General features: G+C 34.9%; 8 protein-coding genes and 2 pseudogenes. 9 read left to right on the top strand and 1 reads right to left on the bottom strand.

What is annotated here, in order from left to right; all coding sequences use genetic code 11:
- Together QWC74_RS02025 and cysK are read left to right on the top strand one after the other, a co-directional pair.
- A pseudogene (locus QWC74_RS02025) lies at positions 1–431 on the top strand (amidohydrolase); the annotation flags it as partial.
- A 76-nt stretch (positions 432–507) separates the two neighbouring features.
- Entirely contained in the window at positions 508–1,440 is a 933-nt protein-coding gene (gene cysK / locus QWC74_RS02030) for a cysteine synthase A (protein WP_006785004.1), read from the top strand.
- Positions 1,441–1,487: 47 nt separating this feature from the next.
- Here cysK and QWC74_RS02035 read toward each other — a convergent pair whose 3' ends face one another.
- Positions 1,488–1,919, bottom strand: coding sequence for an Hsp20/alpha crystallin family protein (locus tag QWC74_RS02035; protein ID WP_006785005.1), 432 nt, complete (start codon positions 1,917–1,919; stop codon positions 1,488–1,490).
- Positions 1,920–2,054: 135 nt separating this feature from the next.
- Here QWC74_RS02035 and QWC74_RS02040 point away from each other — a divergent pair, with 135 nt between their 5' ends.
- The 7 genes and pseudogenes from QWC74_RS02040 to QWC74_RS02070 all read left to right on the top strand — a co-directional run bounded on the left by QWC74_RS02040 (position 2,055) and on the right by QWC74_RS02070 (position 8,567).
- Positions 2,055–3,047 carry a LacI family DNA-binding transcriptional regulator gene (locus tag QWC74_RS02040; protein WP_006785006.1) on the top strand — a complete coding sequence of 331 codons (993 nt, stop codon included), beginning with the start codon at positions 2,055–2,057 and terminating at the stop codon, positions 3,045–3,047.
- A gap of 371 nt (positions 3,048–3,418) precedes the next feature.
- A pseudogene (locus QWC74_RS02045) lies at positions 3,419–4,771 on the top strand (sucrose-specific PTS transporter subunit IIBC); the annotation flags it as partial.
- Positions 4,772–4,855: 84 nt separating this feature from the next.
- On the top strand, positions 4,856–5,824 hold the full coding sequence (locus QWC74_RS02050) for a carbohydrate kinase (RefSeq protein ID WP_006785008.1): 969 nt from the start codon (positions 4,856–4,858) through the stop codon (positions 5,822–5,824).
- A 25-nt stretch (positions 5,825–5,849) separates the two neighbouring features.
- Positions 5,850–6,905, top strand: a complete 1,056-nt coding sequence (locus QWC74_RS02055) for a glycoside hydrolase family 32 protein (protein WP_288993867.1) — start codon at positions 5,850–5,852, stop codon at positions 6,903–6,905.
- 9 nt (positions 6,906–6,914) lie between these two features.
- Entirely contained in the window at positions 6,915–7,280 is a 366-nt protein-coding gene (locus tag QWC74_RS02060; protein ID WP_288993868.1) for a GH32 C-terminal domain-containing protein, read from the top strand.
- A gap of 151 nt (positions 7,281–7,431) precedes the next feature.
- Complete coding sequence (locus QWC74_RS02065) at positions 7,432–8,010, top strand: chromate transporter (protein WP_006785010.1); 579 nt, start codon at positions 7,432–7,434, stop codon at positions 8,008–8,010.
- The gene (locus QWC74_RS02070; RefSeq protein WP_006785011.1) at positions 8,007–8,567 is read left to right on the top strand and encodes a chromate transporter; all 561 of its coding nucleotides are present in this window, start codon (positions 8,007–8,009) and stop codon (positions 8,565–8,567) included. Before QWC74_RS02065 ends, QWC74_RS02070 begins: the two co-directional genes overlap by 4 nt.
- The last annotated feature ends 50 nt before the right edge of the window (positions 8,568–8,617 follow it).

An 8,617-nucleotide genomic window follows, 5' to 3' on the forward strand; every position in this document is an offset into this window, starting at 1 on the left:
AGATTTTACACATCGGAAAAGGTTGCGCTGAAGCAACAGGATGCGAGTTTAAGTATAACGATGATTTTAATCAAGTTCATGAGATGTTAATCTGTGATCGATTTGAACAGTTATTTATTGAAGAAGCAAAGAGATTAGGGTTAGAAGTTAAGTTAGAAGGTGCTAAAAGCATTGGTTCAACGGATGCCGGAAATGTGAGCCAAGTGGTTCCAACGATTCACCCAACACTTAAAATTTGTGACGAGTCCATTACGATTCATACCCAACACTTTAAAGAAGCTGCTATTTCAAAAGTAGGAGATCAAGCTATCTTAGATGGAGCATTGATTTTAGCTTCGATTGGGCTTCGATTATTAACAGAAGAATCGTTATTAAATGAGATAAAAAATGAATTTGAACAACTAAAATCGTTAAAGAGTCTAGTCAACTAAAGACTCTTTTTTAGTTTGTTTGTCATAATTGTAGGTTTTTTTTGAGTATACTATAGTAAAAAAAGGGGGAATTGTAGTGGAAAAAATGGTGCACAGTTTAATTGAGTTAATTGGACATACTCCGTTGTTAGAATTATGTCAGTACAATCAGCAAGAAGGAGTTTTGGCTTCTATTGTTGCTAAACTTGAGTATTTCAATCCTGCAGGAAGTGTAAAAGACCGCGTTGCTTATTCGATGGTATTAGCAGCAGAGGAGGAAGGGAGATTAAGTAAAGACTCAGTTATTATTGAACCAACCAGTGGGAATACTGGGATTGGATTGGCTTTTGTTTGTGCAGCTAGAGGGTATCAACTAACTTTAGTCATGCCAGAAACAATGAGTCTTGAAAGACGTCATTTACTAAAGGCACTAGGTGCAAATTTAGTTTTAACAAAAGGCAGTGACGGAATGAAGGGCGCTATCGCTAAAGCAAATGAATTATGTGCTAGCACACCTAGAGGAATTATTTTACAACAGTTTGAAAATTCAGCTAATCCGCGCATTCATAAGCAAACGACCGCACTTGAGATTTGGGATGATTTAGAAGGGAATGTTGATGTGTTTGTAGCAGGGGTTGGGACGGGGGGAACGATTACCGGTATTGGTGAAGTTTTGAAACAGAAAAATCCCGATATTAAAATTATTGCTGTTGAGCCGAAAAGTTCGCCTGTTTTATCAGGAGGAAAACCAGGACCTCATAAGATTCAAGGAATTGGAGCAGGCTTTGTTCCTAAAATTTTAAATGAATCGATTATCGACGACATTGTGCAAGTTAGCGATGAGGATGCTATTGCAACATCGCGAAAGTTAGCCAAATCAGAAGGATTATTAGTTGGTATTTCATCAGGAGCAGCGATTTTTGCAGCGACTGAGCTAGCAAAACAAGAAGCATTTGCATTTAAACGAATTGTTGTTTTATGTCCGGATACAGGAGAGAGATATTTATCAACAGGTCTTTATGAACTGTAATGAAAAAAGACGACTTTCACGTTTTAGTGAAAATCGTCTTTTTTACTTTATAGAACGTTAATGACACGACGGTTAATTACGGTAGTTGCTTTTTTGGGGAAGATAATAGTTAAGGTATCCTGATTGAGCCTAGCTGTAATTTTATTACTTTCAACATCGCCTAAATTGAATGTTTGAGAAAAAGAGCTAGATTGATAACTTTGAGCCCCATCTTGCGTTGCCTGATATTCTTGTTTAACTGTTAAAATTAAGAGTTGATCTTCAACCACAAGTTGAATGTTTTCTCTTTTTAAATTAGGAAGAGTTAGCGTAAAGATGTATTCTGAACCTTGATCGATGAAAGAGGTGTTGTTCATTGTATTAAAGCTTGATTGAAATGAATTGAACATCATATTTTCCATCTGATTAAAAAGATCAAAAAAACCATTACCACTAGAAACTTGATTAGTCTGATTTTTAAAAGGTGTCAAATTAAACATAAAAATGCCTCCTTTTTAGCTGTTTTAGATTTTCTTCTTATTATATGTGTGATTGCCTCGAAATGTGCTCTATGATTAGACGTTAATTTATGCTAACATTAAAGAGGTCTAATATTTTATTATATGGTGATAAAAATGAATATTGTGGAGATTGCAAAGTTAGCCGGCGTTTCTAAATCGACGGTTTCAAGATATTTAAATGATGGCTATGTCAGCGAAGATGCCAGTACGAAAATTAAAGAAGTGATTGAAAAAACAGGATTTGTTCCAAAACGTCAAGCACAAATTATGAGAACACAAAAAACAAATTTAATCGGTGTTATTGTTCCTAAAATCAGTACTGAAACGGCAGCCCGCGTTGTTGAGGGAGTGACTAAAGAGTTAAGTAAGTATGGTTATGAAGTGTTGATTGGAAATTGTGAGTTATCGATTGAAAAAGAAATGGACTATTTAAAAGTATTTCGTAGTTATCAAGTCGATGGTATTATTTTCATGGCAACAGAAATAACACCTAAGCATTATGAGTTGATGGATCAACTTAATGTCCCGATTGTGGTTTTAGCACAAAGAGTTGAAAATTATCCATGTATTATTCACGATGACTATCATGCGAGCCGAGATGCTGTTAGGTTTCTTTTAGAAAAAGGCCATGAATCAATTGGATTTATTGGAGTAGGTGAATATGACGTGGCAGTTGGGGTTGAGCGTAAGAGAGGATATAAAGATGAGTTAATGGCTCAAGGAATAGCAATTGATGAGAATTTAATTCAAATTGGTGATTTCTCTCAGCAAAGTGGGTATCGTTTAGCAAAAGAGTTAATGGAGTTAAAGCGTCGACCGACTGCTATTTTCGCGGTAACTGATCATTTGGCCATTGGATGTATGGAGTATCTAAAAGAAGCGGGATATAAAATTCCTGAGGATATTTCTGTGATGGGACTTGGTGATACACAAATTGCAGGATTAGTTACGCCTAAATTAACAACCATTCATTATTATTTTCAAACGTTAGGCGTTAGAGGAGCTAAGTTATTAGTTGATTATATTCAACAAGGGAAATCATCTACTAAAAATTGTGAAAGCAATTTTATTTTTACGTATAGACTTATTGAAAGAGATAGTGTATAATAATCTTCGAAATGGAGATTATTATTTTTTATCCGCGGTGGGAACGTTCCCTTAAGGTAGGGATCAGTTAATATAGTTTATTTTGCTCCAAGCAATGAGTAAGCGCAAATATTTTTATTAGAGAATGTGGGAACGTTCTCTCATTCTTTTGTAAAATAAGAAAGCGTGTTCTAAGAGTGAATGAGTAAGATAAAAGAGTTAATCAACGCTATAAGAGAATCGTTTTATGAAAATATTAATCTTATGAGACCTATCATGGGGTCGATCTAATCTTTAAGATAATGTCCCGAATAAATGATTATCTTAAAGTAGAGCTTGTAAATATGAAATTTGAGGAGGAGTACTCAATGGCAAATTAAAATTATGCTGAAGTAGCAAAAGCTATCCTTTCTGCTATTGGTGGAGCAGAGAATGTTAATAGTGCTGCACATTGTGCAACACGTTTACGTTTAGTTTTAAAAGATGAATCAAAGGTTGATCAAGCTGCGATTGAAAAAATGGATATTGTAAAAGGTGTATTTTCAACGGCTGGACAGTTCCAAATTATTATTGGACAAGGGACAGTTAATCGCGTTTATGCAGAATTAGCATCACTTGCTGGAATTCAAGAAATGAGTACGGCGGATGTTAAAGATGCTGCGATGGAAAAATTAAATCCTTTCCAACGTTTCTGCCGTATGTTATCAAACATTTTCGTTCCAATTATTCCTGCAATTGTAGCCGCTGGATTATTAATGGGAATTTTAGGAGTTGTTGATAAAGTTGGTTTAGGACATTTAAAAGAAGAATGGTGGTTCATGTTATTAGATATGTTCTCATCAGCAGCTTTTAACTTCTTACCAATTTTAATTGCAATCTCTGCAGCAAAACAATTCAAGTGTAATCCTTACTTAGCAGCAACAATCGGGGGAATTATGATTCACCCTGCTTTACAAAATGCTTGGACACAAGGGACAGGATATGAAACAGTTAGTGTTATGGGATTATTTGATATGCCATTACTTGGATACCAAGGAACTGTTTTACCAATCTTAATTGTGATCTTTGTTATGTCTTATGTTGAGAAATATACTCGTAAATTCGTACCTAAGATGTTAGATATTTTATTAACTCCATTAATTACAGTCCTAGTAACTGGATTCTTAGCTTTAGTAGTTATCGGACCAATCGCTAACACAGTAGGTGGAGCAATCTCAACATTCTTCACGTATGCCCTAAATAACTTTGGAATCTTCGCAGGATTATTATTAGGTGGAACTTATTCATCAGTTGTTATCACTGGGATTCACCATAGTTTCCATGCTGTTGAATTAGAGTTAATTGGAAATACTGGATTCAATCCATTATTACCAATCTGGGCAATGGCAAACGTGGCACAAGGTGGGGCAGCATTCGCAGTTTACTTTATGACTAAAAATGCTAAAACAAAAGCAATCGCTTTACCATCGGCAGTTAGTTGCTTATTCGGTGTAACAGAAGCAGCAATCTTCGGTGTAAATATGAAGTATGGTCGTCCATTTATCGGGGCAGCAATTGGTGGTGCTTTAGGTGGAGCATATGTTATGATGACTAAAGTATTATTTACAGCTGTTGGTGTAACTGGATTACCAGCCTTAGCTATCACTGCACCAGGAACAATGTTAAATTATTTAATCGCAATGGGAATTGCACTTGCAGGTGCATTTATTGCAACATGGATTCTTGGAATTAAAGAAGAAAACTAATATTTAAATATTGAGATCAAAGATGAATAATGGGAGTTTCCCACTATTCAGTTTTGCGTATATAAAGAAAAGGAGAACGGTATCATGAAAAAAGTCATTGCAATCGGAGAAGCATTAATTGATTTTATTCCACAACAAAAAGGAGTCGCTTTAAAAGACGTTGAAGGATTTGTGCGTGTTCCAGGAGGAGCACCATTAAATGTGGCAGCAGCCGTTGCAAAATTAGGTGGTCGTGCACAAATGTTAACCAAGTTAGGGGTAGATGGATTTGGAGATGCCATCTTAGAAGAAGTTAAACCTTTAGGTGTTGATGTGTCACGCATTAGTCGTACAAATGAGGCGAATACAGCTTTAGCATTTGTATCATTAAAAGAAGATGGAGAGCGTGATTTCTCATTCTATCGAAATCCAAGTGCAGATATGTTATTAAGTGCTGAAGAAATTTGTGAAGAAGATTTTGAAGAAGGAATTATCTTACACTTCTGTTCAGTAAGCCTAATTGATGCTCCAATTAAAGAGGCACATAAAAAAGCGATTGAATATACAACGAAGCATAATGGAATCATCAGTTTCGATCCAAATGTTCGCTTACCTTTATGGAAAACACCAGAAGCTTGCCGTCAAGCTATTTTAGAATTCTTACCATTATCAAATATCGTGAAAATTAGTGATGAGGAATTAGAATTTATCACAGGAATTAAAGACGAACAAGAAGCACTAAAATCATTATTTGTTGGTCAAGTTGAAGTTGTCATCTATACGAAGGGGACGGAGGGTGCAGAATTTATTACGAAAGAACGTAATATTTCAGTTCCATCATTTAAGGTAAAAGCAGAAGATACGACTGGGGCAGGAGACTCTTATATCGGATCATTCTTATATCAAGTTTCAAAAGCAGCGACAAACTTAGAAGAATTAGTGAATTTAGATGAAGCTAAAGTAGTAGAAATCTTAACGTTTTCAGCCGCAACAGCAGCACTAACAGTTTCTAAAAAAGGTGCAATTGCAGCCTTACCAACAACAGAAGCAGTCATTGAAATGATGAATCGCTAAGCTATAAAAAATGGGAGGCTAGAGCATGATGACAAAAGAGCAGTTTATTAAAGAAATTGAAGCCCACAAACACGAAGTAATGAATAAAGTTGCAACGGATGCTTGGCGCAATAAGTATCATATTATGGCCCCAATGGGATGGATTAATGATCCGAATGGATTATGTTATTTTAAAGGTTTATACCATGTGTTTTATCAATACTCTCCACTTGATGCAAAGGGTGGCTTAAAATTTTGGGGACATTATACATCGCCAGATATGGTAAATTGGACAGAGCATGAAATTGCCTTATATCCAGATATTGCGGCAGATGTTGATGGAGTTTATTCGGGTTCAGCCATTATTCATAATGATGAAATGTACTTATTTTATACAGGGAATGTTAAACATGAGGGGAATCATGATTACATCTTAACAGGACGTGAACAAAATGTAATTATGGTTAAATCAAGTGATGGATTTAACTTTTCAGAAAAACAAGTTTTATTAACAAATGAAGATTATCCTAAAAATATGGGCCTTCATGTTCGTGATCCAAAAGTTTGGGAAGAAGATGGAATGTTCTACATGGTTTTAGGAGCTCGTTCTGTTGACGATAAAGGATATGTTTTACTATACCAATCAACTAATTTAGCGGATTGGAAATTATTAAGCGTTCCTGCTGGTGGACTTGATGACATGGGATTCATGTGGGAGTGTCCAGATACATTCAAGTTAGAAGGTAAAGATGTTTTTATGTTCTCACCACAAGGAATAGACGCTAAAGGATTAAAATTCCATAATGTTTATCAAAGTGGATATGCGATTGGTTCATTTGATGAATCTAAACATGTTTTAAATCTAGGAGAATTTGATGAGCTAGATCGCGGATTTGATTTTTATGCGCCACAAACATTTATTAATCATGATGGACGTGTGATTATGTATGGTTGGGCAGGTGTTCCGGATGCAATTGAACATAGGAATCCAACGATTGAAAATGAATGGCAACATTGTTTAACCCTTCCACGTCAACTTGTCTTAAAAGGTGATAAAATTTATCAATTACCTGTTGACGAACTAAAAGCGATGCGTCAATAAGAAATTGCCATGAATAATTTATCTTTAGGTGAAAAGAAGGAAATTGAATTATTCGAAAACTATGCTTTTGAATTAAACTTAGAATTTACTAACTCAACGAAATTTAGACTTACACTTCGTGAAGATTTAAAATTATCTTATGAAAATGGTATTTTTACATTAGCGTTAGGTGAAAGTGGATATGGGCGTGATGAACGTTCGGTTGCGGTTGACACGATTGAAAATCTTCATATTTATTCCGATCATTCAATCGTAGAAGTTTATTTAAATAATGGAGCAGAAGTCTTTACAACTCGTATTTATAATAAGGAAATTGATCAAAACTTAGTTCTTGAAGGTGAAGGGCAAGTTAATCTTGTAAAATGGCAATTATAATGTAAAAAAGAGAAATCACATGTGATTTCTCTTTTTTTACACATACCTAACTAACAAATTAACATAATGATATAAAATATGGAAATTATACTTTAGTAAAATTCTAAACGTGTTATAATGATAGAAATAGCTTTGATATGGGAGAGAGAGTATGAAAAAGGACGCTAATTTTTACTTTAAACTATTTTATTCAACGTTTTGTTTGAGTGCTTTTACTTTTGGTGGTGGCTATGTCATTGTTCCATTAATGAGAAAGAAATTTGTTAATGAATTAGAGTGGTTAGATGAAAAAGAAATGCTCGATTTGACTGCAATTGCACAATCAGCACCAGGGGCAATGGCGGTTAATGCTGCCATTTTAGTTGGATATCGATTAGCTGGAATTTTAGGAGCATTTATCACTATCTTAGCGACAGTTTTACCACCTTTAATTATTTTATCGGTTATTTCAATGTTTTATCAATTGTTTAGAGAAAGTATTTTGGTGGGTGCATTGATGTTTGGAATGCAAGCAGCGATTGGAGCTGTTATTGTAGATGTTGTTTTTGGCATGGCAAATAATCTTGTGAAAGATAGTGGGAAAAAGATGATTTGGATGATGTTAATCGTTTTTATACTCAGTTATATTTTCAATGTGAATCTAATTTTAATTATCATCACATGTGCACTAATCGGAGCATTTTTAGTTCATAAACATAGAGAAACAAAGGGAGATGAGGTGACAGAATGATTTATCTAAAACTATTTCTTAGTTTTTTTCAAATAGGTCTATTTAGTTTTGGAGGAGGATATGCGGCATTACCTCTGATAGAGGAACAAGTTGTTGTACAAAATGGTTGGTTAAGTATGACGGGATTCACAGATATTATAACGATTTCGCAAATGACACCGGGTCCGATTGCAATTAATGCTGCAACCTTTGTTGGAATGCAAATTGCAGGACTTCTAGGAGCCATTATTGCAACAATGGGGTGTGTTTCTCCATCTTGTATCATTGTCTTAACCTTAGCCTTTTTATATCAGCGATACAAAGAATTACCGATTATAAAGGGGATTCTGTTCGGTTTACGTCCTGCCGTTGTCGCATTAATTGCTAGTGCAGGTGTATCCATTATTTGTTTATCTTTTTTTGGGGAGGAAATATGGCCACCGAATTTGAATCATCTTCAGGTGGTGTCTGTGATTCTTTTTATACTTAGTTTAATTGGACTTCGTAAGTTTAAGCTTAATCCGATTACGGTCATGCTTATAGCAGGAGGAATTTCCGTTATCCTACAATTCATTTAAAATAATAAAAAAGAACAAGTCATATGACTTGTTCTTTTTTATTATTTTAA

Origin of the sequence: uncultured Turicibacter sp. (assembly GCF_938044715.1) — a bacterium.
Taxonomy (GTDB): domain Bacteria; phylum Bacillota_I; class Bacilli_A; order MOL361; family Turicibacteraceae; genus Turicibacter; species Turicibacter sanguinis.

What these genes read in the sequence shown, in the direction of transcription:
- QWC74_RS02055 (WP_288993867.1), top strand. Translation starts at nt 5,850, where the DNA reads ATGATGACAAAAGAGCAGTTTATTAAAGAAATTGAAGCCCACAAACAC.
- QWC74_RS02050 (WP_006785008.1), top strand. Translation starts at nt 4,856, where the DNA reads ATGAAAAAAGTCATTGCAATCGGAGAAGCATTAATTGATTTTATTCCA.
- QWC74_RS02035 (WP_006785005.1), bottom strand. Translation starts at nt 1,919, where the DNA reads ATGTTTAATTTGACACCTTTTAAAAATCAGACTAATCAAGTTTCTAGT.
- QWC74_RS02040 (WP_006785006.1), top strand. Translation starts at nt 2,055, where the DNA reads ATGAATATTGTGGAGATTGCAAAGTTAGCCGGCGTTTCTAAATCGACG.
- QWC74_RS02070 (WP_006785011.1), top strand. Translation starts at nt 8,007, where the DNA reads ATGATTTATCTAAAACTATTTCTTAGTTTTTTTCAAATAGGTCTATTT.
- QWC74_RS02060 (WP_288993868.1), top strand. Translation starts at nt 6,915, where the DNA reads ATGAATAATTTATCTTTAGGTGAAAAGAAGGAAATTGAATTATTCGAA.
- QWC74_RS02065 (WP_006785010.1), top strand. Translation starts at nt 7,432, where the DNA reads ATGAAAAAGGACGCTAATTTTTACTTTAAACTATTTTATTCAACGTTT.